The sequence below is a fragment of the Delftia sp. WSY_10 genome (genome assembly GCF_043104705.1).
Classification (GTDB): domain Bacteria; phylum Pseudomonadota; class Gammaproteobacteria; order Burkholderiales; family Burkholderiaceae_C; genus Comamonas; species Comamonas tsuruhatensis.
In genome coordinates this window covers 267,580-288,803 of the sequence record NZ_JBICKY010000053.1, presented here as the reverse complement: position 1 = coordinate 288,803, position 21,224 = coordinate 267,580, and the positions used below count along the sequence as shown (strand labels likewise).

The window sequence follows — 21,224 nt, the reverse complement described above, 5'->3', positions numbered from 1 at the left end:
GATGAACGCCAAAGACACACTCCCCACCGCCAACGCTGCCCTGCTGGAAATGCCCTTTGAAGGCTCCGAGCGCGCAGCCGGCCTGATCGACGCGCTCAACGCCTTCATCCACGGCGAACTGGCCGACCTCGCCCGCGCGCATGGTGTGGACCATGAAAACAGCGCCTCCACCGATTTGCTGCGCCAGGTCTGGAAGCTGTCGCATGCGCGCGGCTTCTACGGCATGACCCTGCCCGAGGCCATGGGCGGCGCCGGCCTGTCCGTGCTCGACCAGGTGCTGGTCAAGGAGGCCATCTACGCCACGGGATCGCCCTTCGCGCCCCATGTGCTGGGCGAACTCAGCGGCCCGCCGCGCATAGGCGCGCTGATCCGCAAGGCCACGCCCTTGCAGATGGAGCAGTTCATCCTGCCCGTGGCACGCGCCGAAAAGTCCATCTGCTTTGCGCTGACCGAGGCGGCGGCCGGCTCGGACGCGGGCGCGCTGGAGACGCGCGCCGTGCTGGAAGGCGACCATTACGTGCTCCACGGCCGCAAGCGCTTCATTTCGGGCTCGCCGTTTGCCGACTTCGCCGTGCTCATGGCCTCGACCGCGCCCGAGGGCAGCCCGCAGCGCGAGATCAGCGCCTTCTTCGTGGACCTGCATGCACCGGGTGTGCAGGTGGTCAGCGGCTACAAGACCATGGCCGGTCAATCGAGCACGGGCGACATCGTGCTCGACGGCTGCCGCGTGCCCGCTGCCCAGTTGATCGGCGAGCCGGGCCGGGGCCTGGCCCTGGCGCTGGGCCGCATCACCGTCAACCGCCTGCTGCACTGCCCGGCCATGCTGGGGCTGGCGCAGGTGGCGCTGCGCGATGCGCGCGACTATGCGCTGGGGCGCCAGCAATTCGGCCGCAGCATTGCCCAGTTCCAGTCCATACAGCACATGCTGGCCGACATGGCCACCGAATGGATGGCCGCGCGCGCGCTGATGGTGCAGACGGCCCGCGCCATCGACGCCGGCATCGACGCGCGCGCCCAGGCCTCGATGAGCAAGCTGTTCTGCTCGGAAACGGCGTTCCGCATCGCCGACCGCGCCGTGCAGATCCATGGGGGCGAAGGCATCGTCCAGGGCCGGCGCGTGGAATTCCTGTTCCGCATGCTGCGCATGTACCGCGTGCTCACGGGCACCAGCGAGATACAGCGCAACACCATCGCCAAGGAGCTGCTGGAGCGGGCCGGCGCCTGAGGCTGACCGGCAGCCCCAGCACTCCCCCAGCAAACAGAAAAGACAAAAGACCAGGAGACAAAGCCATGCCACACATCACCAGCAGCGGCCAGGACCGCCGCCAATTCCTGCGGGCTGCAGGCGCCGCATCGCTTGCGGCAGGCCTGCCCTGGGCCGCCACAGCCTCCGCGCACGACAGCGCCTGGCCCACGCGCCCCATCAAATGGGTGGTGCCCTACCTGGCCGGCACCAGCCCCGACACGGCCGCGCGCATCGTGGCCGAGGCGCTGTCCGCCCAGCTGGGCCAGCCCGTGGTGATAGACAACCGCGCCGGCGCGGGCGGCAACATCGGCGCCCGCCAGGTGGCCAAGGCACCGGCGGACGGCTACACGCTGCTGTACTCGGGCTCGCCCATGGCCGCCGCCATGCGCATGTACAAAAGCCCGGGCTACGACGTGTTCAAGGACTTCCGCCATGTGCTGGGCATGTCGCGCTCGGACATCCTGGTCGTCGTGCATGCCGACTCCGGCATGCGCACGCTGGATGACCTGGCCGCCCGCGCCAAGGCCAGGCCGGGCGCGCTGGACTATGCCTCGGGCGGCGTGGGCACGCCATCGCACCTGGGCGTGGAGATGCTGGCCTCCAGCATGGGCCTGCAGGTCAACCATGTGCCCTACAAGGGCGCGTCCGAGCTGGTCAATGCCGTGCTGGGCCAGCAGGTGGCCTTCGGCGCCCCGCTGTTTTCCGTGGCCTATCCCCAGGTGCTGGCGGGCAGGCTGGTGCCGCTGGCCATTGCCGGCCCCCAGCGCAACGCCAAGCTGCCCCAGGTGCAGACCCTGGCCGAGCTGGGCGTGCCCGACGTCAACCTCACGTCCTGGGGCGGTGTGTCCGTGCCAGCCGCCACGCCCGATGCCATCGTCCAGCGGCTGCGCACGGCGCTGGAGGAGGTGCTCAGGCAGCCCAAGGTCATCGCCTTGCTGGAGCAGGAAGGCGGCAAGGTCGCCATCACCAGTGCCGAAGCCTATGCCAAGGGCTTCGAGCGCGAGATCCAGTTCACCCAGTCCATGATGCAGCGCGTGGGCATACAGCCGATCTAGGGCCTGGTACCAGGGCTTTGCACCGTGGCCGGGCACGGGCATGGCGGGCGGCAATCCTGCCCTGGCGCAATCGCTGGGATAATCCTGCCCATTCATGATCAGCCTTCGCAACATTACCCTGCGCCGCGGCACCCGCGTGCTGCTGGACAGCACCTCCGTCTCCATCAACCCCGGTGAAAAAGTCGGCCTTGTCGGACGCAATGGCGCCGGCAAGTCCAGCCTGTTCGCCCTGCTCAACGGCAGCCTGGCCGAGGACGGCGGAGAGTTCTCCATCCCTTCTCAATGGCGCCTGGGCCAGGTCGCGCAGAACATGCCCGAGACCTCGGAGACGGCCACCCAGTTCGTGCTGGACGGCGACACCCGCCTGAGCGAGCTCAACGCCCAGCTCGCGGCCGCCGAGGCCAGCGAGGACGGCATGGCCATTGCCCACGCGCACGTGGACCTGGCCGATGCCGGCGCGCACGACGCCGTGCCGCGCGCACAGGCCCTGATCCTGGGCCTGGGCTTCAAGGTCTCCGAGCTGGAGCACCCCGTCAACAGCTTCTCGGGCGGCTGGCGCATGCGCCTGCAGCTGGCGCGCGCGCTGATGTGCCCCTCCGACCTGCTGCTGCTGGACGAGCCCACCAACCACTTGGACCTGGACGCCCTGGTCTGGCTGGAAGCCTGGCTCAAGCGCTACCCCGGCACCCTGGTCGTGATCAGCCATGACCGCGAATTCCTGGACGCCATCACCAACACCACGCTGCACATCGAAAACGCGCAGGTCACGCGCTATGGCGGCAACTACAGCAAGTTCGAGGAACTGCGCGCCCAGCAGATGCTGCTGCAGCAGGCTTCGTTCGAGCGCCAGCAGGAAAAGATCGCCCACCTGCAAAAATTCATCGACCGCTTCAAGGCCAAGGCCTCCAAGGCCAAGCAGGCGCAAAGCCGCGTCAAGCAGATCGAGCGCATGGAAAAGGTCGCGCCCATGCTGGCCAGCGCCGATTTCACCTTCGAGTTCAAGCCGCCCGCCAACCTGCCCAACCCCATGCTGGCGATCACGGACGCCGCATTCGGCTACCTGGACGACGAAGGCCAGGCGACCACCATCCTGCGCGGCGTCAACCGCTCGGTGCTGGCGGGCCAGCGCATCGGCATCCTGGGTGCCAACGGCCAGGGCAAGTCCACCCTGGTCAAGACCATCGCGCGCGAGATGAAGGCCCTGGCCGGCACCGTGACCGAAGGCAAGGGCCTGAACATCGGCTACTTCGCCCAGCAGGAACTGGACGTGCTTCGCCCCGGCGAAAACCCGATGGAGCACATGATCCGCCTGGCACGGGACACCGGCGCCACCGGCCCGCAGGCGCGCGAGCAGGACCTGCGCAGCTACCTGGGTACATTCAACTTCAGCGGCGACATGGTCAAGCAGGCCGTGGGCAGCATGAGCGGCGGCGAGAAGGCGCGCCTGGTGCTGGCCATGATCGTCTGGCAGCGCCCCAACCTGCTGCTGCTGGACGAGCCCACCAACCACCTGGACCTGGCCACGCGCGAGGCCCTGGCCATGGCCATCAACGACTTCGACGGCACCGTCATGCTGGTCAGCCACGACCGCGCCCTGCTGCGCTCGGTCTGCGAGGACTTCTGGCTGGTCGGCCGTGGCGTGGTCGGCCCCTTCGACGGCGACCTGGACGACTACCAGCGCTACCTGCTGGAAGAATCCCGCCGCCTGCGCGAGGAAGCCCGCAAGGCCGAACAGGCGGCTGCGGCCACCAGCAAGGCGGCAGCGCAGGTGGAGCCCGCAGCAGCTGCAGCACCTGCAGTGCAGGCCCCCGTGGCTGCTGCGCTGGCCCCGGCCCCCGCTGCCCCATCCACGCCGCCGGCCGCCAGTGCCGGAGACCAGCGCGAGCAACGGCGCCTGGCCGCCCTGGCCCGCCAGCAAATGGCCGAGAAGACCCGCCCGTTCAAGAAGGAACTGGAACAGCTGGACAAGCGCCTGCCCCAGCTGCAGGCCGAACGCACGCGGCTGGAGGGCCTGCTGAGCCAGCCCATCTCGCCCGCCGAGATGGCCGAGGCAGGCCGCAGCCTCAAGGCCTGCAACGACGAGATCGACAGCCTGGAGGAACGCTGGCTGGAACTGAGCGAGCAGATCGAGCAGCTGTCGGCCGCGATGTCCGACTGATTCCAGTCGTTCTCGAAAATCAGGCGGCCCCATGGGTGCGAGGCCCTTGCTCGCACCCATGACCGTCTGCCACCAGCGTCGCCCCGCGTGAAGACGGCGCTCCACTTCGGCTCCGCCCAAGTGCGGCCCTGAGGCCCCGCCCTCCCCCCCCCCCCACTCCCCTCACGCCCTCGCACTCCCCCGCAGCCAGCGGAACGCATGGATCGTTCGGTTCAGGGTTTCCCCTGAATGAAAGATTTCATTCCTAAAAAATAATGAATGAAAGAGACCATTCACTTTCATTCATTCATGGAACTCCATCCCCATCCCGCCGTACAGGAACTGCTGCGCGCCAGCGTCGATGGCTCGCCCGCCGTCGCCCGGGTCGGCCGCTGGATGGCCGCGCATCCGGTGCTGGCCGTCACGCTGAGCGCCGAGGAAGTGGCCAATGCCTGTGGCGGTTCCCTGGCTGCCGTCAACCGCTTTGCCAAACATGCCGGCTACGAAGGCTTTGCCGATCTGCGCCTGCACCTGGGCCGCCAGCTGCAACAGGCCCTGGAACCCGTGAACAAGCTGCGCGCGGCGCACGAGCCTGCCGCAAGCGCCGTGGGAGCGCAGGCCTTCGAGCACACGCAGCGCAATCTGCAGGCGGCCGCACAGGCCTGCGACCCCGGCCTGCTCGATCAACTGGCCCAGCGCATCTGCCGCGCGCGCCGCGTCCTGTTCATGGGCTTTGGCAGCTCCCACCATGTGGCAGCCTTTGGCGCCGACGCGCTGCAGCCCTATCTGCCACAGGTGCTGGAAGTGACCTCCGCAGGCGGATCGGAACAGGCGGTACGCCGCATGACAGGGCTGACGGAGCAGGATGTGCTGATCGCGATCTCGCTGCCGCGCTACTCACGCGAAGCGGTGGAGCTGACGGCGCATGCGCGCCAGCGGGGCGCCCTGACCATCGCCATCACCGACGAGGCCACCAGCCCGCTGGCCGGCCAGGCCGACTACGTGCTGCTGGCCCCTGCCGCCCACCCTCTGCTGCCATCGTCGGTGCTGGCGGCCATGGCCATGGTCGAGGCGCTGGCCACCCAGGTCATCCGCGCCACGCCCCAGGCCGTGCGCAGCCTGGTCGAACTGTCCGAGTCGGTGCTTCCCTACCTGACACCGGACAGCAGCCCCGCTTCACCTGCGGCGAGCAAACCGCAACCCCAGGCCCCCCATCCCGCCGCAAAGGACTCCGCATGAATGCCCCTGCCCGTTTCCGCTTTCTTTTCGCCTCGATGGCCGCCGCGGCCACGCTCGCTGCCGCGCCGGCCTACGCAGGCAAGACGCTGGATGGCATCAAGCAGCGCGGCGCCGTGGCCTGCGGTGTGCACACGGGGCGCGCAGGCTTTGCGCTGGCCGACGGCAGCGGCAACTGGTCCGGGCTGGACGTGGATTTCTGCCGCGCCGTGGCGGCCGCCACCCTGGGCGACGCCGGCAAGGTCAAGTTCATTCCCACCAGCGGCCAGACACGCATCACGGCGCTGCAGTCCGGCGAGATCGATCTGCTGGCACGCAACACCACCTGGACCTTCACGCGCGACAACGGCCTGGGCCTGATGTGGGCGGGCATCAATTTCCACGACGGCCAGGGCTTCATGGCCAGGAAGAAACCCGGCCTGAACAGCGTCAAGCAGCTCTCTGGCGCCACCGTCTGCGTGATCAGCGGATCCACCACGGAAAAGACCCTGTCGGAGTACTTTCGCGCCCACAAGCTCAACTACAAGGCGGTGGTGTTCGACAACCCCGAAGCGGCCCTGCAGGCCTTCAGCAGCGGGCGCTGCCAGGCCTATACCGGCGACCTCGGCGCCCTGGCCGTGCTGCGCGGCAAGGAACTGGCCAACCCCGACGACTACGTGATCCTGCCCGAAGTCATCTCCAAGGAGCCGGCCGGCCCGGCCGTGCGCCGCGGTGACGACGAATGGTTCGCCGTCGTGCGCTGGACACTCAACGCCATGATCGAGGCCGAGGAACTGGGCATCACCCAGGCCAATGCCGACGAGCTCAAGACCCGCTCCGACAGCATTCAGGTCAAGCGTTTCCTGGGCCAGAGCGACGACCTGGGCAAGCAGCTGGGGCTGGACAAGGAATGGGCGCTGCGCATCGTCAAGGCCGTGGGCAACTATGGCGAGAGCTATGAACGCAACCTGGGCGCCAGGTCGGGCCTGAACGTGCCGCGCGGCAAGAACGCGCTGTTCACCAAGGGCGGCCTGATGATGTCGCCGCCGATGAACTGACGCGCCGAGGGCACCCTGCCATGAACGCCGCGAACGCTGTGGATGCTGCGAAAGCCGTGAATGCCATCGACACCGGGGCACGGCAGCCACCGGCCCCCACCCGGCCACGCTGGGGCCGGCTGGCCTTGCAGCTCGCCATCGGCTGGCTGCTGATATTGCTGCTGGGCTGGCTGGCGCACAACGCCAGCCGCAACATGGCCGCGCGCGGCATTGCCGGGGGCTTCGGCTTTCTGGAGCAGACGGCCGGCTTTTCCATCTCCGAAGGGCTGCTGCCCTACGAGCCCGGCGACAGCTACCTGCGTGCGGTCGCAGCCGGCGTGGCCAACACGGTTCGCGCCGCCGTGCCCGCGCTCGTGCTGGCCACCGTGCTGGGCCTGCTGCTGGGCGTGGCCGCCGTGGCAAGGCATCCGCTGCTGCGCGGCGCCGTGCGCCTCTATGTCGATGTGGCGCGCAACATCCCGCTGCTGGTGCAGGTGCTGCTGTGGTATTTCGCGCTGACTTCGCTGCTGCCCGACGTGGACCGGCCTCTGGCCATCGGCCCCCTGGGCTTTCTGAGCAAGGCGGGGCTGGCCCTGCCCGGCCCGGTGTACGACAGCGCGGCGGGCTGGCACTGGAGTTCCCCGCAACCGGGCATGTTCGGCATCGACGGAGGACTGGCGCTGACGCCGGAATTCCTGGCCCTGGTAGGAGCCCTGGGCCTGTATGCCGCCGCCTATTGCGCGGAGATCGTGCGCGCCGGTCTGCAGGCCGTGCCGCGCGGGCAATGGAATGCTGCCTCGGCCCTGGGCATGCGCCGCGGCCAGCAGCTGCGCCTGGTCGTGCTGCCGCAGGCCCTGCGGGTGATCATTCCGCCCTATACCAACCTGGCGCTCAGCACCATCAAGAACTCCTCGCTGGCCGTGGCCATCGGCTACCCCGACGTGGTGATGGTCGCCAACACCGCCATGAGCCAGACCGGCCAGGCCATCGAATGCGTGACCATCATCGCGGTGGTCTACCTGGCCATCAACCTGCTGACCTCGCTGGCATTGAATGCCTTCAACCAGCGCAGTGCCTTCATCACACGCTAGCCGGGAAAGACCTGCCCATGAGTGCCGTACTCCGCGCACCGGCCCTGCCCGTGGCCCCGCCCCGGGTTCCGCTGGCACAGCGCCTGCGCGCCAGCCTGTTTCCAGATGCGCTCTCCGGGCTCATCACCGCCACGCTGCTGCTGGCCGCGCTGTGGGCAGGCTGGAAGCTGCTGGCCTGGGGCCTGCTCGACGCCGAAACCGCAGCCAACCCCGACACATGCCGCGCTGCGGCCGGAGCCTGCTGGGGCGTGGTGCGCGAGAAATACCGCCTGGTATTCCTGGGCCGCTATCCCGTGGCAGAGCAATGGCGCCCCGTCGCCGCCAGCCTTTGGCTGCTGGGCAGCGTGGGCGTGGCGGCGCTACCGCGCTTCTTCGGCCGCGCCGGCATGGCAATGCTGCTGGCCGGGTTGACCGGCTTTGGCGCGCTGATGGCGGGCGGTGTGGCCGGCCTGGCACCCGTGCCCAGCGATCTGTGGGGCGGCCTGCCGCTGACCCTGTTCCTTGCCCTCATCGCCTGCCTGGCCGGCGTTCCGCTGGGCATCCTGCTGGCGCTGGGCCGGCGCTCCAGCCTGCCCTTGATCCGCATCCTGTGCACGGGCTTCATCGAGGCCGTGCGCGGCGTACCCCTGATCACGCTGCTGTTCTTCGGGGCCTTCGTGCTGCCCATGCTGGTGCCCGCGCAATGGAGGGTGGACCCCATGGTCCGCATCGCCGTCTGCCTGGCGGCCTTCAGCGCGGCCTATCTTGCCGAGGTGTTTCGCGGCGGGCTGCAGGCCGTGCCCCAAGGCCAGGTCATGGCGGCCCAGGCCATGGGCTTCACCAGGGTGCAGGTGCTGCGCCACGTGGTCCTGCCGCAGGCGCTGCGCGTGACCATCGCGCCCACGGTGAGCAACTTCATCGGCGCGGTGAAGGACACCTCCCTGGTGGCGATCGTGAATATCTACGACATCACTGGCTCCCTGAAGATGGCCATGAGCGACCCCCACTGGATTGCGTACTTCGTGGAGATGTACATGGTGGTCTGCGCCGTCTACCTGCTCATCGGCCTGGGCATCGCCCGCTATGGCCGCTTCCTGGAATCGCGCTACGCACTCCAATGAACATGACCCAGAACTCCCGAAAATTTTCCATTGCCGTGCACGGCGGCGCAGGCACCGTGATCCAGGGCCAGGCCGACGAGGCCCCCTACCACGCCGCGCTGGCCCAGGCGCTGGAGGCGGGCGCCGCCCTGCTGCGGCGCGGCGCCAGCGCGCTGGACGCCGTCCAGGCCGCGTGCCAGTCCCTGGAAGACTGCCCGCTGTTCAATGCCGGGCGCGGCTCCGTCTACACACGCGACGCGCGCCACGAGATGGACGCCGGCCTGATGGACGGCAGCAACCTGCGGGCCGGCGCAGTCGCCTCCGTCAGCCAGGTGCGCAATCCGATTGCGCTGGCGCGGCATGTTCTTGACGACGGCCAGTGCGTGCTCCTGGTCGGCGAAGGGGCGCAGCGGTTTGCCGATGAGCGCGGGCTGGCGCGGATGGATGCAGGCTACTTCGACTCTGCCGAGCGCCTGGCACAGCTGCGCCGGGTGCAGGCGCAATCCGGCCAGACCGCGCTGCTGGACCACGACGCCAGCGGACTGGCGGCGCACCCTGCTCCGCTGAACGAGAACGGCAAGATGGGCACGGTCGGCGCCGTGGCGCGCGATGTGCATGGCAACCTGGCCGCCGCGGCATCCACCGGCGGGCTGACCAACAAGCGCCCCGGGCGCGTGGGCGACACGCCCGTGGTGGGCGCAGGTTTCTACGCCGACAGCACCACCTGCGCCGTGGCGGCCACCGGAACCGGAGAGCATTTCCTGCGCGCAGCCATCGCGCACGACATCCATGCGCGCATGCGCTACCTGGGACAAAGCCTGGAACTCGCAGCCGACGCCGCAGTGCGGGGCACGCTGACACACATCGGTGGCCAGGGCGGCGTGGTGGCCGTGGACAGCGACGGACGCGTGCACTGCCCCTTCAACAGCGCCGGCATGTACCGCGGCTACATCGTGGACGACGCGCCTGCCGTGACCCTGATTTTTGCCTGATGGACGTTTTCACCCCGGGTTGACCTGTGCCCACGCATTGCGGGCAACGAGGCGTAACAGCATCGACATCGGCCCGCCACGCCCGTAAGCCTCTGTCAGGAAACGGATTTTTTTCACCTCGCCAGAAATCTGTCTTCAAACTGACAGATCCCCACCTCCAGGCTTGCAATTGCTTGCGTCCTGGGGCAATCCCTGAGTCAACCTGCCGCCACTGCCCTGCGTTGAACACGCAAAGGAGTGACTGCAATGACCGACATCTTTTCCCACACCGCCCTGCAGACCCGCTTTGCAGCCGCTGCGCTGGCCCAAGCTGTCTGGCCATGGGATGACCGTGACCGCAAGCGCGGCCCCCGCAGCGCTTGAAAACCGGGTCACGAAAAAGTTTCGACTTCCTTCGAAAATTTTTTAAAAACCTGTCAACCAGCTGAATCCAGCCCGCGTTAAGAGAGCAATACAGGAGAAGTTTCCATGCAAACGAACGCCATCATGTCCATCTGGCCCGAAGACGAACGCGATCGCAAGCGCTGAGGCGCTGGCTGGCGCACACGGTGCCCCAGTCTCTGACACCACCGGTCTGACGGCCTTCCGTGCAGACCCCCTCTTCCACAGAACCCGCTTCAGCGGGTTTTGTCATTTCTGGGACATTTGCCGCGGGGCTGCCCCACAAAAAAGGAGCCCGGAGGCTCCTTTGCAGTGCGAACCCTTGCAGGTTCAATGCATGTGCAGGCCACCGTTGACCGAAAAATCGGCGCCGGTGGAATAGCCGCCTTCCTCCGAAGCCAGCCAGGCGATGATCGATGCGATCTCGCTGGGCTCGCCCAGGCGCTTGACGGGGATGGTGCCCACGATCTTCTCCAGCACGTCGGGACGGATGGCCTTGACCATGTCGGTGCCGATGTAGCCGGGGCTCACGGTGTTGACGGTCACGCCCTTGGTGGCCAGCTCCTGCGCCAGCGCCATGGTGAAGCCGTGCATGCCCGCCTTGGCGGCCGAGTAATTGGTCTGCCCGGCCTGGCCCTTGGCGCCATTAACCGAGCTGATGTTGATGATGCGGCCCCAGCCCTTTTCCACCATGTCGCCCACGACCTGCTTGGTCACGTTGAACATGGAGTTGAGGTTGGTCTCGATCACGGCCTGCCAGTCTTCGGGCGTCATCTTGATGAACATGCGGTCACGCGTGATGCCGGCGTTGTTGACCAGCACATCGATGTTGCCGTGCTCGGCCTTGGTCTTGCTGAAGGCTTCGACGGTGGAAGCCCAGTCGCCCACATTGCCCACCGATGCATGGAAGGTGAAACCCAGCGCCTTTTGCTCGTCAAGCCACTTCTGGAAGTCGCGCGACGGACCACAACCTGCGATGACCTTGAAGCCTTCCTTGTGCAGACGCTGGCAGATGGCCGTTCCGATGCCTCCCATTCCCCCTGTGACATACGCTACTTTTTGAGCCATTCTTCTCTCCTGTCAATCAATGGTTGCTTCAGATCAATCTATCCATGACAACCGGAACATTGACGCCGGTTATCGCCAAGGGTGCCTGAGCCTCTGGGCCCGGCCCCCTCGCATGGCTAGTATGCAGCGCGTGCGCTGCGCCCCTCTTCGGGCAGGCCCTAGTCAAGCCTAGGATCTACCCTGAAAGCTTGCTAACGTTTTCCCGGAGCCTTTCAGACGCGCTCCACGGTCATGGCCACGCCCATGCCGCCGCCGATGCACAGGCCGGCCAGACCCTTCCTGGCGCCGCTGCGCTGCATCTCGTGCAGCAGGGTCACCAGGATGCGGGCGCCCGATGCGCCGATGGGGTGACCGATGGCAATGGCCCCGCCGTTGACGTTGACCTTGGCCGGATCGATGCCCAGCTCCTGGTTCACCGCACAGGCCTGTGCCGCGAAGGCTTCGTTCAGCTCGAACAGGTCCACGTCCTGCGCAGACCAGCCCGCGCGCTGCAGCGCCTTGCGCGAGGCGAACACCGGGCCCAGGCCCATGGTGGCGGGGTCCAGGCCGCTGGTGGCATAGGAGACGATGCGCGCCAGCGGCGTCAGGCCCAGGGCCTTGGCCTTGGAGGCGCTCATCACCACCACGGCAGCGGCGCCGTCGTTCAGGCCCGAAGCATTGCCGGCCGTCACCGAGCCGGCCTTGTCGAAGGCCGGACGCAGGCCTGCCAGCGCCTCGGCGTTGGTCTTGCGGTTGATGTACTCGTCGGCCGCAAAGACCATGGGATCGCCCTTGCGCTGGGGAATGCTGACGGGAACGATCTCATCCACGAACTTGCCGGCGTCCTGCGCGGCCGTGGCCTTTTGCTGGCTGGCCAGGGCCAGGGCGTCCTGCTGTTCGCGGCTGACGCTCTTTTCCTTGGCCACGTTCTCGGCCGTGATGCCCATGTGGTACTGGTTGTAGACGTCCCACAGGCCGTCCACGATCATGGTGTCGGCCATCTTCCACTCGCCCATGCGCTGGCCGTCGCGAGAGCCCGGCAGCACGTGGGGGGACAGGCTCATGTTCTCCTGGCCGCCGGCCACGACGATCTCGCTGTCGCCCGTGGCCACGGCCTGGGCCGCCAGCATCACGGCCTTCAGGCCCGAGCCGCAGACCGCATTGATGGTCAGGGCCGGGGTTTCCTTGGCGATACCGGCCTTCATCATGGCCTGGCGTGCAGGGTTCTGGCCTGCGCCAGCGGCCAGCACCTGGCCCATGATGACTTCACCGACCTGGTCGGTGCCGACCTTGGCGCGGCTCAGAGCCTCGCGGATCACGATGGAGCCCAGTTCGGTGGCGGGGATCTTGGCAAGGGTGCCGCCGAACTTGCCAACGGCAGTGCGGACAGCGGAAACGATGACGATGTCTTCCATGATGACGGACCTTTCTTTGGACTCTTGAAGGGATGCCCGGGCGCGCACTGCCGAAGCTGCGGCAGCGGCACCCTGCATTCAAGCCGCAGCGTTATTGCGCTGCAGCATCGAAACGATTGTGCCTCAGGCCTTGACCAGCACGTAGCGGCCCGGGGCCGGCTCGATGGCCGTGTATTCCCTGCCCTTGCCGTACTGCTTTGGCGCCGCGACCAGCTTGCCGCCGTGCTCGGCCAGCCAGGGGCTCCAGTCGGCCCACCAGCTGCCCGGGTACTCGTCGGCGCCGGCCTGCCACTCCTTGAGCGTGGGCGGCAGCTGGCCGTCCTCACGCAGCCAGTAGCTGCGCTTTTTCTTGGCCGGCGGATTGATCACGCCCGCGATGTGGCCGGATGCGCCCATGACGAAACGCTTGTCGCCACCCAGCACCTGGGTCGATGCATAGGAGCCGCCCACGGGCACGATGTGGTCCTCGCGCGAGCCGTAGATATAGGCCGGCAGGCGCAGCTGGTGCATGTCGATGCGCTCGCCGCAGACGGTCAGCGCACCGGGCTGGACCAGCTTGTTTTCCAGGTAGAGGTTGCGCAGGTACCAGGCGTAGTACGGGCCGGGCAGGTTGGTGCAGTCGCTGTTCCAGTACAGCAGGTCGAACGGCGGCGGTGTTTCGCCCTTGAGGTAGTTGCCCACCACGTAGTTCCAGACCAGATCGTTGGGACGCAGAAAGCTGAAGGTCGATGCCAGGTCCTGGCCCTTCATGAGGCCGCCCTCGCCCATCTGCATTTCGCGGAAGCGCACCACGGACTCGTCGATGAAGACATCGAGGATGCCGGTGTCGCTGAAGTCGATGAAAGTGGTCAGCAGCGTGACGCTGGCCACGGGAAACGGCACGCCGGCCGGCGCCGTGGCGCGGGCTGTGGATGTGCGGGCGGTGCTGCGGCTGCCAGCCGCGCGCTTGGCTGGAGCCGCCTTGGCCGCCGGAACAGCAGCTGCGCCATGCTCGCGGTCGTGGCGTGCCTGCAGCACGGCCAGCGCGGTGGACAGCATGGTGCCGCCCACGCAAAAGCCCAGCACGTTGATCTGCTCGGCTCCTGCGATCTCGCGTGCCACGCGGATGCCGGTGAGCACGCCGTCTTCGATGTAGTTGTCCCAGGTCTTGTGCGCCAGGCTGTCGTCGGGATTGCGCCAGCTCATCACGAAGGTGCGGTGGCCCTGGCTGACGGCATAGCGGATCAGCGAGTTGTCGGGCTGCAGGTCCAGGATGTAGAACTTGTTGATGCACGGCGGCACCATGAGGAAGGGCCGCTCGTGCACCTTGTCCGTCAGCGGCTTGTACTCGATGAGTTGGAACAGCTCGTTCTCGAATACCACGGCGCCTTCGGTGGTGGCGACGTTCTTGCCCACGGTGAACAGGCTTTCGTCGGTCATGGACACATGGCCCTGGCGCATGTCGGCCAGCAGGTTGGCCACGCCCTGGGCCAGGCTCTCGCCCTGGGTTTCGATGGCCTTCTTCTGCGCCTCGGCATTGAGTGCCAGGAAGTTGCTGGGCGACATGGCCGCCAGCCACTGTTCCACAGCGAAGCGCACGCGGTTGCGGGTCTTCTCGTCGGCCTGCACGGCCTCGGCCAGGCCCATGAGCATGCGGCTGTTGAGCAGATAGGTGGCTGCGGTGGCCGCCGTCAGCGGGTTGTCGGCCCAGGATTGGGTGTTGAAGCGCTTGTCCTTGGCCAGCAGCGCCTGGGCGCCGCCTTGCTCGCACATGGCCTTGGCGCCGTCCAGGTACTGGCGCTGCAGATCCAGCAGCTTTTCGGGGTCCAGCGACAGCGCGTTCTCGGGCAAGGCGCCGGGTTCGGGGACTGCAGCCTTCCAGGCCTGGGCCATGTCCGGCATGCCCGCGCCCTGTGCCCCCGGCATTCCCGGTGATCCCATCTGCTGCAGTATCTGCAGCGTCCGGCTCCATTGCTCGTTCCAGAATTGCTGGATGGGTTGGCCTGGCAGGCCTGCGAGTGGGTCAAAATTCATGCTGCATCCTTGTTCGCGGATGCCGTTCGCAATAGCCTGGGGCTTGCGGGGCATCCGTTTTGATTGTGACCCAGGCGAGCCCCCCGTTGCCCGGCACAGCCCTCCACAAAAACCCGTGCCCGGTGCGCCTTTTTCGAATCGACCATGTATTTCGTTGTTATCGCCTGGTTGTATGTCACGCTGATGATGGCCGTGGCCGAAGCCGCCAGCCCCACGGGCAGCATACTCGGCGCCCTGGTCACTTTCGCACTGTATGGACTGCTGCCGCTGTCCATCGTGATCTACATCATGGGTACGCCCGCGCGCAACCGAAAGCGCCGTGCGCGCGAACTGGCCGAGCGCCAGGCCTGGCTGGCGCAGCAGCAGGCCTCGCAGGGCACGGCGGACGCACCGGACGCGCCCGCGCCCTCAGTCCTTCCAGATGCAGGCGGCGAATCGGCCGCTGCTGCCCAGGCGGCCAGCGTCGCGCCGGTGCGAAAAGAACCGTGAGTCGTTGAGCACCGTGCACCATGCGTCGCTGCCGTCATTGCCATGGATGGCAGTGATGCCCAGCGCCGCCAGGCGCTGGCGCGCAAGCCCGGCCAGGCTGGCCAGGTACTTGGGGGTGCCCTCGCCCGCCTGAGGTATGGCGGTGAAATGCGCGGCGGCGGCGGCGTCATGCGCGATGAAGGCAGCGCGCACCTCGGCACCGACCTCAAAGGAACGCGGACCGATGCAAGGGCCCAGCCATGCCAGGGTCTGCGGCGCCACCTGCTCGGGCGCGGTCCGGAGCTGATCGGCAAAGCGCTTGAACAGAGACTCCAGCACACCGCCTGCCAACGGCTGACCCGCATGGCCAGGCGGCATTCCGGCCAGACCGCGCCAGCCCGCATGGGCCGCGCCCACCACGGCGCCGCTGCGATGGGCCAGCAGCACGGGCAGGCAGTCGGCCACCATGATGGTGCAGACCACGCCCGAGGCGCTGGTCACGCAGGCATCGAAGGCCTGGCCCTGCGCGCTGCCTGCATCCAGTGCGATGACATCCACGCCATGCACCTGCTGCAGGAACACCGCGCAGGCATCCGGCGTATCCGCACGCACGATCTCCTGCAGGCGCTGGCGGTTGGCGCGCACGGCCTGGGGGTCGTCGCCCACATGGTCGCCCAGGTTCAGGCTGCCCCAGGGCGCCGTGCTGACGCCGCCTTCGCGCGAGGTGCACAGCGCGTGCACGCCGGGCGGCGCGGGCCAGTCGGGCACCAGCCAGGATACGGGGATGGTGCCGGGGAGGTTGCCGGGGATGGAGTCAGGCCGGGCCGCGCTCATTCCGCGTCGGGGCAGGCCGAGGGATGGGCCTTCTGGAAGGCCGGCAGCGCCTCGCAGCGATCGACGATGGCCGCCAGGCGTGGCAGGCCGTCCAGGCTCACGTTGAAGCGGCGGCCGTTGAAGATCTGCGGCACCAGGCAGCAATCGGCCAGCGTGGGCGTGTCGCCCCAGCAAAACAGCGAAGGCGGCAGGCCGGCGGCCTCGCGCTCGGCGGCCAGCAGGTCCAGCTGGCGCTCGAAGGCCTCCAGGCCCGATCGCACCCAATGCACGTACCAGCCGCTCTTGGCCTCGTCGGAGACACCCAGGTTGCGCACCAGGTACTTGAGCACGCGCAGGTTGTTGAGCGGATGGATCTCGCAGGCCACCATCTGGGCCAGTGCGCGCACATGGGCACGGCCCAGGGCGTCACGCGGCAGCAGCGGTATTTCGGCATGGGTCTCATCGAGATATTCGATGATGGCCATGGACTGGGTCAGCCAGTGGCCGTCCTCGGTCTCCAGCGCCGGCACCAGCGCATCGCCGACATGCTGGGCATAGGCCGGCGCCTTGTGGTCGCCGCGCAGCAGGTGCACGGGTACGGATTCATAGTCCAGGCCCTTGATCTGCAGCGCAATGCGCACGCGGTAGGAGGCCGACGAGCGGAAGTAGGTGTGGAGCTTCATAGACTGCAAAGCATACCGTGCAGCCGCGCCGATGCATGGCACACTTGCGGCGGCGCCCAAGAGACAAGGCGCCAGAGGAACACCGACATGAGCTACGTTTTCAACCCGCCCGCCGTGGCCAGCGTACCCGTCCTGGGCCGCCCCGAGCGCTTCCCCGTGCACCGCATCTACTGCGTGGGCCGCAACTACGAAGAACACGCCAAGGAGATGGGCTTCACCGGCCGCGAGCCGCCCTTCTTCTTCCTCAAGCCTGCCGACGCCATCGTGCCCGTCGAGGCCGGCACCACGGGCACCATGCCCTACCCCACGCTGACCTCCAACCTGCACCACGAGATCGAGCTCGTCGTGGCCATCGGCAAGGCGGGCAAGAACATCCTGGCAGCCGATGCGCTGGACTACATCTGGGGCTACGCCGTGGGCCTGGACATGACGCGCCGCGACCTGCAAAACGACATGAAGAAGCAGGGCCGACCCTGGTGCATCGGCAAGGCCTTCGAGCATGCCGCACCCATCGGCCCCATCACCCCGGCAGCCGAGGCCGGCGACATCGCCAAGGCCGCGATCTCGCTGCAGGTCAATGGCGCCGACCGCCAGCGCAGCGACATCGGCAAGCTGATCTGGAACATTGCCGAGACCATCGAGCACCTGTCGGCGGCCTGGGAACTGCAGCCCGGCGACCTGATCATGACGGGCACGCCCGAAGGCGTGGCCGCCGTGGTGCGCGGTGACCTGCTGGAAGGCCGCATCGACGGGCTGAGCCCCTTGAGCGTCAAGATCGCCTGAGTTTTCCCTGAGCCTGGCGACAGGCCGGCAAGGCAGCAGGGAGCACGCTCCCCGGCCTGCCGGCCTTTGTGTTTGAACCCACGGTCCGCCGCACGGAATGCCTTACTGCCTTCCGTCTGGCGGCGCTTTCACTTTCATGGTGTCGGCATGATTTTTCGCAGCCCCATCAAGTTCTGCCGAGCCTGCGGCACGGCGGTGGTCTACCGCCTTCCTGACGATGGCGACACGCGCGAGCGCGCCGTGTGCCCGCACTGCCACACCATCCACTACGAGAACCCGCTGAACGTGGTGGGCACCATCCCCGTGACCGACGACGGCCGCGTGCTGCTGTGCAAGCGCAACATCGAGCCACGCCGGGGCCTGTGGACCCTGCCCGCAGGCTTCATGGAACTGGCCGAGACCACGGCACGCGGCGCCCAGCGCGAGACCGACGAGGAAGCCGGCGCCGACATCGAGATGGGGCCGCTGTTTTCCATCGTGGACGTGCCCAAGGTCAGCCAGGTCCATCTGTTCTACCGCGCCCGTCTGCGCAGCGAGCAGTTCTACCCCGGCCCCGAGACCATGGAGGCCCGCCTGTTTGCGCAGGCCGATGTTCCCTGGGAAGAACTGGCCTTCCGCACCGTGCGCGTGACGCTGGAGCGCTACTTCGCCGACCGGGCTGCCGGCCTGCTGGACGCGCACCGGGTGCACTCCATCGACCTGAGCCTGTAGGCCTGCACGGCCGCCAGGCACCACAGTGCTGCACGGCGCCGGCGTACGCACTGCGGTGATGCCGGGCCATGCCCCGGTGTGGCACCGGACGGGCTGCGGGCGTGGAGCAGGCGGCGGTCCGTCACCCCTATGTCACCTTGCAGACACATTTAGTCACAAACTGGCCTCCTTCTTGCTCTTTGCATAGGGCTTTTCCCTGAGCGGAAAAGTTGGTTTACCGAACCTGAACCTGACTGCGGAGCGCCCCATGGCCACATCCCTGCCCACCGACCTGATTCTTCCCCACCTGCGGGAACTCAACCGCAACGCCGCCGACCTGCGCGAGATCCGGCTCATGTGGCGTCTCATCGAGGCTTCGGCCCGCATGCAGGCCTCACAGCAGGGACAGGCCCTGGTGTCCATGCTGACCGACACGCGCCAGGGGTTGGAGCAGTTGGAGCAAGGCCTGCTGCAGTCGCAGCTGGCCCAGTCCGCGCAGGAAGCCATGGCCCAGCTGGGCATGCAGTCCAGCCATGCCATTGACCTGCTGGTGCGCAGCCTCTACGAGCGCACGGCCGATGTCGGCTTCCTGGCCGCCGATTCCGTGCTGTGCGAGGCCATGGCCCAGCTCGGCGATGGCGACATCCTGCTGGACATGGCCGCGGGCGGCCTGCACGCCTGGCAGGCTCCGCTGCAGCTGCACCTGCAGGCCTACCGTGCCAAGTACACGGTCTACGACGACATCCTGCTGCTGGACACCCAGGGCCAGGTCTGTGCACGCGCCCAGGCAGGCGACAAGCCGCTGCCGCCCTGCGCCGAGGGCTGGTTCCAGCAGTGCCTGCAGCAGGCCGGCCATGTCAGCCATTTCGGCGCCAGCTGCGTGCTGCCCGGCGCAGACCGCCTGATCTACGCGCAGCGCCTGCTGCATCCACGCACCATGGCGGTGCTCGGCGTACTGTGCCTGAGCTTCGACTTCGCGGCCGAGATGCAGGCCATCTTTGCCTCGGGCGGGCCGCGCGCCCAGGTGGGACTGCTGCTGGATGCGGCTGGACTGGTCATTGCCAGCAGCGATGACCACTGGATCGCCCCCGGCAGCCGCGTACCCATGCACCACGGCGATGCCGTGCAGCCGCTGATCCACGCCGGCCGCACCTATCTGGTGCGTACGGCCCGCGCCTTGCCCTACCAGGGCTATGCGGGCCCCGAGGGCTGGCAGACCCAGGTCATGGCGCCGCTGGACCTGGCCTTCGCCACCCAGCAAAGGCCGCAGGTACTGCAGGCACTGGAGCCTGCCATCGCCGAAGGACTGATGGCCCAGTCCCGGGGCTTTTGCCCGCCCCTGCACGCCATGGCACGCGCGGCCGACGACATACGCCGCGTGGTCTGGAACGGCCAGGTGCTGGCTGCCAGCCAGGCGCCGGAGTCCCCCGTGCAGGGCACGGCCCACCCGGACCCGCTGCAGGCCGTGCTGGAGCAGATGAGCGAGACCGGCGACCTGACCCATGCCGTGTTCACGCGCGCCATCCACGGCCTGCACGAGACGGCGCTGTCCACGCGGCTGCAGGAGCACACCACGCTGAACCGGCTGCTGATGGACCTGCTGGAGCGCAATCTCTACGAACGCGCCAACGATTGCCGCTGGTGGGCCCTGACGCCAGGCCTGCAGAAAGTGCTGCAAGACAACAGCGGCTGCCTGGCCCTGTCGGTACAGGCACACGACGCCGCGCAGCGTCTGCTGGAGCAGCTCAATGCGCTGTACACCGTCTATGCGCGCATTGCGCTGTATGACGCCCAGGGCCTGGTGCTGGCCTGCAGCCATGAGGACGAACCCGGTCTGCCGCTGTCACCCGGCGTGCGCGTGCAGGCCTCGGCACTGCAGGCCACCATGTCGCTGCGCGATGCCCAGGCCTATCACGTGCAGGAGCTGGACGATGGGGGCCTGCCCGTCCACGTCTACCACGCCGCATTGCGCGCCCCCTCAACCACCAATGGACATGGGCATGGGCAGGGCGCAGATCAGGGCCCCGCCATCGGCGGCATTGCCCTGCTGTTCCACACGCGCCGAGAACTGCAGGCCATGCTGCAGGCCGCTGCACCGGAGCAGTCCGAAGACGCCGGCCCCGAAGACCACGGCCTGCCCCGTTTGCCGATGGAGGCTTTCTACGTGGCACGCGACGGCCGCATCATCGCCGCCAGCCACGGCGGTCGGCCGCTGGGCAGTTGCATAGAAGGCGTGGCCGGGCTGGCAACGCTGGCCGATGGAGAGGTACGCAGCAGCATCGAGGAAATCGAAGGCCACTACTGCATCGTCGGCATGGCCGCCGGGCGAGGCTACCGCGAGTTCCGGCTGGACCAGGGCGCGGCACGCGATGCAAAGGAAAGCGCAACGGAGGACACACTGGCCGGCCTCGTCAGCCTGAGCCTGCAGCGGCTGGGGCCTGTGCATGCCGATGCGCGCAACCGCGCCCTGCGCCTGGCGCCGGCCACGCGGCTGGATGGCTCGCGTCCTGTCGCGCGTGCGCTCGCCGCGCACGGCGGTGGCGATGCGCCGGTGGAACTGGCCAGCTTCTACGTGGGCGCCAGCCTGCTGGCCCTGCGCGCGGCCGATGTCTGCGAGGCCCTGCCCGCCAGCGCCATCTCGCCCGTGGCGGCAGGGCGGCTGCCGTTTTGCGTGGGTGCGCTGGCGCGGCGCAGCCAGGGCAGCGTCAGCGGCTATGTCTGGGTGTTCGACCTGGCCGCGCTGCTGCAGGGCCGGCCCGGCGTGGTCACCGAGCAGTCGCAGGTCATCGTGGTCCAGCACGGCGGCCTGCGCGTGGGGCTGCTGGTCAGCGCGCTGCAAGGCGTGCACCGGCTGCCGGCCAGCGCGCTGGTGGAATCGCCCATGCTCAGCGTGGCCTCCACGACGCCGGCCCTGGTGCGGGAGCTGGTGCATGCCGGCGCGGGCCTGCCGCTGATCCAGTGCCTGGATCCGGCTGCATTGATGCAACGGCTGCAGCCTTCGCGCGGCGCGGCGGCCAACGCAGACCGCAGCGCGGCAGCAGTGGAGCGCGAGGCGGCCTGGGATGCCCAGGCGGCATAG

The 21,224-nt window shown here is 67.9% G+C and carries 17 protein-coding genes; 12 read left to right on the top strand and 5 right to left on the bottom strand.

From position 1 onward, the window contains the following. The first annotated feature begins 1 nt into the window (after nucleotide 1). The 8 genes from ACF8ML_RS22440 to ACF8ML_RS22405 all read left to right on the top strand — a co-directional run bounded on the left by ACF8ML_RS22440 (nucleotide 2) and on the right by ACF8ML_RS22405 (nucleotide 9,852). Nucleotides 2-1,225, top strand: a complete 1,224-nt coding sequence (locus tag ACF8ML_RS22440) for an acyl-CoA dehydrogenase family protein (RefSeq protein WP_016453489.1) — start codon at nucleotides 2-4, stop codon at nucleotides 1,223-1,225. Nucleotides 1,226-1,290: 65 nt separating this feature from the next. Then, nucleotides 1,291-2,301, top strand: a complete 1,011-nt coding sequence (locus ACF8ML_RS22435) for a tripartite tricarboxylate transporter substrate binding protein (protein ID WP_016453490.1) — start codon at nucleotides 1,291-1,293, stop codon at nucleotides 2,299-2,301. Between the two features lie 94 nt (nucleotides 2,302-2,395). Beyond that, nucleotides 2,396-4,459, top strand: coding sequence for an ABC-F family ATP-binding cassette domain-containing protein (locus ACF8ML_RS22430; RefSeq protein ID WP_392408006.1), 2,064 nt, complete (start codon nucleotides 2,396-2,398; stop codon nucleotides 4,457-4,459). Between the two features lie 288 nt (nucleotides 4,460-4,747). Further along, the gene (locus ACF8ML_RS22425; protein WP_392408005.1) at nucleotides 4,748-5,677 is read left to right on the top strand and encodes a MurR/RpiR family transcriptional regulator; all 930 of its coding nucleotides are present in this window, start codon (nucleotides 4,748-4,750) and stop codon (nucleotides 5,675-5,677) included. Then, nucleotides 5,674-6,711, top strand: a complete 1,038-nt coding sequence (locus ACF8ML_RS22420) for an amino acid ABC transporter substrate-binding protein (protein WP_392408004.1) — start codon at nucleotides 5,674-5,676, stop codon at nucleotides 6,709-6,711. Before ACF8ML_RS22425 ends, ACF8ML_RS22420 begins: the two co-directional genes overlap by 4 nt. Nucleotides 6,712-6,731: 20 nt before the next feature. Further along, nucleotides 6,732-7,781, top strand: a complete 1,050-nt coding sequence (locus ACF8ML_RS22415) for an amino acid ABC transporter permease (protein WP_392408003.1) — start codon at nucleotides 6,732-6,734, stop codon at nucleotides 7,779-7,781. A gap of 17 nt (nucleotides 7,782-7,798) precedes the next feature. Then, complete coding sequence (locus tag ACF8ML_RS22410) at nucleotides 7,799-8,881, top strand: amino acid ABC transporter permease (RefSeq protein ID WP_392408002.1); 1,083 nt, start codon at nucleotides 7,799-7,801, stop codon at nucleotides 8,879-8,881. Then, complete coding sequence (locus ACF8ML_RS22405) at nucleotides 8,878-9,852, top strand: isoaspartyl peptidase/L-asparaginase family protein (RefSeq protein ID WP_392408001.1); 975 nt, start codon at nucleotides 8,878-8,880, stop codon at nucleotides 9,850-9,852. The genes ACF8ML_RS22410 and ACF8ML_RS22405 overlap by 4 nt, the downstream gene beginning before the upstream one ends. Nucleotides 9,853-10,563: 711 nt before the next feature. On the opposite strand, the gene phbB is transcribed toward ACF8ML_RS22405, so the two are convergent. The 3 genes from phbB to ACF8ML_RS22390 all read right to left on the bottom strand — a co-directional run bounded on the left by phbB (nucleotide 10,564) and on the right by ACF8ML_RS22390 (nucleotide 14,708). Beyond that, the gene (gene phbB, locus ACF8ML_RS22400; protein ID WP_026062290.1) at nucleotides 10,564-11,301 is read right to left on the bottom strand and encodes an acetoacetyl-CoA reductase; all 738 of its coding nucleotides are present in this window, start codon (nucleotides 11,299-11,301) and stop codon (nucleotides 10,564-10,566) included. Nucleotides 11,302-11,513: 212 nt separating this feature from the next. Continuing rightward, entirely contained in the window at nucleotides 11,514-12,695 is a 1,182-nt protein-coding gene (locus ACF8ML_RS22395; RefSeq protein WP_392408000.1) for an acetyl-CoA C-acetyltransferase, read from the bottom strand. A gap of 123 nt (nucleotides 12,696-12,818) precedes the next feature. Then, nucleotides 12,819-14,708, bottom strand: coding sequence for a PHA/PHB synthase family protein (locus tag ACF8ML_RS22390; RefSeq protein ID WP_392407999.1), 1,890 nt, complete (start codon nucleotides 14,706-14,708; stop codon nucleotides 12,819-12,821). Between the two features lie 144 nt (nucleotides 14,709-14,852). On the opposite strand from ACF8ML_RS22390, the gene ACF8ML_RS22385 reads away from it, so the two are divergent. Then, on the top strand, nucleotides 14,853-15,197 hold the full coding sequence (locus tag ACF8ML_RS22385) for a hypothetical protein (protein WP_392407998.1): 345 nt from the start codon (nucleotides 14,853-14,855) through the stop codon (nucleotides 15,195-15,197). Here the strand turns inward: ACF8ML_RS22385 and ACF8ML_RS22380 are convergent. Together ACF8ML_RS22380 and maiA are read right to left on the bottom strand one after the other, a co-directional pair. After that, the gene (locus ACF8ML_RS22380; protein ID WP_338495990.1) at nucleotides 15,117-16,010 is read right to left on the bottom strand and encodes a polyphenol oxidase family protein; all 894 of its coding nucleotides are present in this window, start codon (nucleotides 16,008-16,010) and stop codon (nucleotides 15,117-15,119) included. The two genes, ACF8ML_RS22385 and ACF8ML_RS22380, sit on opposite strands and share 81 nt — an antisense overlap. After that, nucleotides 16,007-16,672: a maleylacetoacetate isomerase gene (maiA, locus tag ACF8ML_RS22375; protein ID WP_016445924.1), complete on the bottom strand. Its 666-nt coding sequence runs from the start codon at nucleotides 16,670-16,672 to the stop codon at nucleotides 16,007-16,009. The genes ACF8ML_RS22380 and maiA overlap by 4 nt, the downstream gene beginning before the upstream one ends. 87 nt (nucleotides 16,673-16,759) lie before the next feature. Here maiA and ACF8ML_RS22370 point away from each other — a divergent pair, with 87 nt between their 5' ends. From ACF8ML_RS22370 to ACF8ML_RS22360, 3 genes are all read left to right on the top strand, one after another. Further along, nucleotides 16,760-17,455, top strand: coding sequence for a fumarylacetoacetate hydrolase family protein (locus ACF8ML_RS22370; protein WP_016445923.1), 696 nt, complete (start codon nucleotides 16,760-16,762; stop codon nucleotides 17,453-17,455). Nucleotides 17,456-17,602: 147 nt separating this feature from the next. Beyond that, nucleotides 17,603-18,166: an NUDIX hydrolase gene (locus ACF8ML_RS22365; protein ID WP_016453500.1), complete on the top strand. Its 564-nt coding sequence runs from the start codon at nucleotides 17,603-17,605 to the stop codon at nucleotides 18,164-18,166. A gap of 247 nt (nucleotides 18,167-18,413) precedes the next feature. Then, nucleotides 18,414-21,224 carry a chemotaxis protein CheW gene (locus ACF8ML_RS22360; protein ID WP_392407997.1) on the top strand — a complete coding sequence of 937 codons (2,811 nt, stop codon included), beginning with the start codon at nucleotides 18,414-18,416 and terminating at the stop codon, nucleotides 21,222-21,224.

Excerpts from the sequence above, each read along its gene's own strand:
- ACF8ML_RS22440 (WP_016453489.1), top strand. The coding sequence starts at position 2 with ATGAACGCCAAAGACACACTCCCCACCGCCAACGCTGCCCTGCTGGAA.
- ACF8ML_RS22435 (WP_016453490.1), top strand. The coding sequence starts at position 1,291 with ATGCCACACATCACCAGCAGCGGCCAGGACCGCCGCCAATTCCTGCGG.
- ACF8ML_RS22430 (WP_392408006.1), top strand. The coding sequence starts at position 2,396 with ATGATCAGCCTTCGCAACATTACCCTGCGCCGCGGCACCCGCGTGCTG.
- ACF8ML_RS22425 (WP_392408005.1), top strand. The coding sequence starts at position 4,748 with ATGGAACTCCATCCCCATCCCGCCGTACAGGAACTGCTGCGCGCCAGC.
- ACF8ML_RS22420 (WP_392408004.1), top strand. The coding sequence starts at position 5,674 with ATGAATGCCCCTGCCCGTTTCCGCTTTCTTTTCGCCTCGATGGCCGCC.
- ACF8ML_RS22415 (WP_392408003.1), top strand. The coding sequence starts at position 6,732 with ATGAACGCCGCGAACGCTGTGGATGCTGCGAAAGCCGTGAATGCCATC.
- ACF8ML_RS22410 (WP_392408002.1), top strand. The coding sequence starts at position 7,799 with ATGAGTGCCGTACTCCGCGCACCGGCCCTGCCCGTGGCCCCGCCCCGG.
- ACF8ML_RS22405 (WP_392408001.1), top strand. The coding sequence starts at position 8,878 with ATGAACATGACCCAGAACTCCCGAAAATTTTCCATTGCCGTGCACGGC.
- phbB (WP_026062290.1), bottom strand. The coding sequence starts at position 11,301 with ATGGCTCAAAAAGTAGCGTATGTCACAGGGGGAATGGGAGGCATCGGA.
- ACF8ML_RS22395 (WP_392408000.1), bottom strand. The coding sequence starts at position 12,695 with ATGGAAGACATCGTCATCGTTTCCGCTGTCCGCACTGCCGTTGGCAAG.
- ACF8ML_RS22390 (WP_392407999.1), bottom strand. The coding sequence starts at position 14,708 with ATGAATTTTGACCCACTCGCAGGCCTGCCAGGCCAACCCATCCAGCAA.
- ACF8ML_RS22385 (WP_392407998.1), top strand. The coding sequence starts at position 14,853 with ATGTATTTCGTTGTTATCGCCTGGTTGTATGTCACGCTGATGATGGCC.
- ACF8ML_RS22380 (WP_338495990.1), bottom strand. The coding sequence starts at position 16,010 with ATGAGCGCGGCCCGGCCTGACTCCATCCCCGGCAACCTCCCCGGCACC.
- maiA (WP_016445924.1), bottom strand. The coding sequence starts at position 16,672 with ATGAAGCTCCACACCTACTTCCGCTCGTCGGCCTCCTACCGCGTGCGC.
- ACF8ML_RS22370 (WP_016445923.1), top strand. The coding sequence starts at position 16,760 with ATGAGCTACGTTTTCAACCCGCCCGCCGTGGCCAGCGTACCCGTCCTG.
- ACF8ML_RS22365 (WP_016453500.1), top strand. The coding sequence starts at position 17,603 with ATGATTTTTCGCAGCCCCATCAAGTTCTGCCGAGCCTGCGGCACGGCG.
- ACF8ML_RS22360 (WP_392407997.1), top strand. The coding sequence starts at position 18,414 with ATGGCCACATCCCTGCCCACCGACCTGATTCTTCCCCACCTGCGGGAA.